Genomic DNA, 1,121 nt, shown 5'->3' with positions numbered 1-1,121 from the left:
TCCTCGCTGACGACCGCGCAGATCGCCGCGCTGACGACCGCCCAGGTGTCCGCTGGCCTGACGACGAACCAGATCGTTGCCCTGACCACGAACCAGGCGGGTGCCCTGACGACCGGCCAGGTCGGCGCGCTGACGACGAACCAGGTCGCCGCGATCGAAACGGCCGACCTCGCGTCGCTGAAGACGAACCAGATCGCCGCGCTGACCACGAACCAGGTGTCGGCTGGCCTGACGACGAACCAGATCGTTGCCTTGACCACGTCCCAGGCAGGTGCGCTGACCAACGCGCAGACCGCCGCACTGACGACCAACCAGGTTGCCGCACTGCAGACCGCCGACCTCGCCGCATTCAAGACGAGCCAGGTTGCCGCGCTGACGACGAACCAGATCTCGGCCGGCCTGTCGACGAACCAGTTGTCGTCGATGACGACCGCCCAGATCGCCGCGCTGACCACGGCCCAGGTGTCGGCTGGCCTGACGACGAACCAGATCGTCGCCCTGACGACGGCCCAGGCTGCCGCCCTGACGACCGCACAGGCTTCCAACCTGACGACCAACCAGGTCGCCGCGCTGGAGACCCGTGACCTGGCGGCGATGACGACGGCCCAGATCGCCGCGCTGACCACGAACCAGGTGTCCGCAGGCCTAACGACGAACCAGATCGTCGCCCTGACCACGGCCCAGGCAGGCGCGCTGACCACCGCCCAGACCGCCAACCTGACCACGAACCAGGTCGCAGCACTGCAGACCGCCGACCTCGCCGCGTTCAAGACGAACCAGGTTGCCGCGCTGACGACGAACCAGATCTCGGCCGGCCTGACGACGAACCAGCTGGCGTCGCTGACGTCCGCGCAGATCGCCGCGCTGACCACGGCCCAGGTGTCCGCTGGCCTGACGACGAACCAGATCGTCGCCCTGACCACGGCCCAGGCAGGCGCACTGACGACCGCCCAGACCGCTGCACTGACGACCAACCAGGTTGCCGCGCTGCAGACCGCCGACCTCGCCGCTTTCAAGACGAGCCAGGTTGCCGCGCTGACGACCAACCAGATCTCGGCCGGCCTGACGACGAACCAGCTGGCGTCGATGACGACCGCCCAGATCGCCGCGCTGACGACCGC

General features: G+C 68.6%; 1 pseudogene. It reads left to right on the top strand.

The features are described from left to right. A pseudogene (locus QPK29_RS33460) lies at nt 1-1,121 on the top strand (heme utilization protein); the annotation flags it as partial.

The sequence above is a fragment of the Massilia orientalis genome, assembly GCF_030411975.2.
Classification (GTDB): Bacteria; Pseudomonadota; Gammaproteobacteria; order Burkholderiales; family Burkholderiaceae_D; genus Telluria; species Telluria orientalis.
This window is presented reverse-complemented; position numbering and strand designations above follow the sequence as displayed.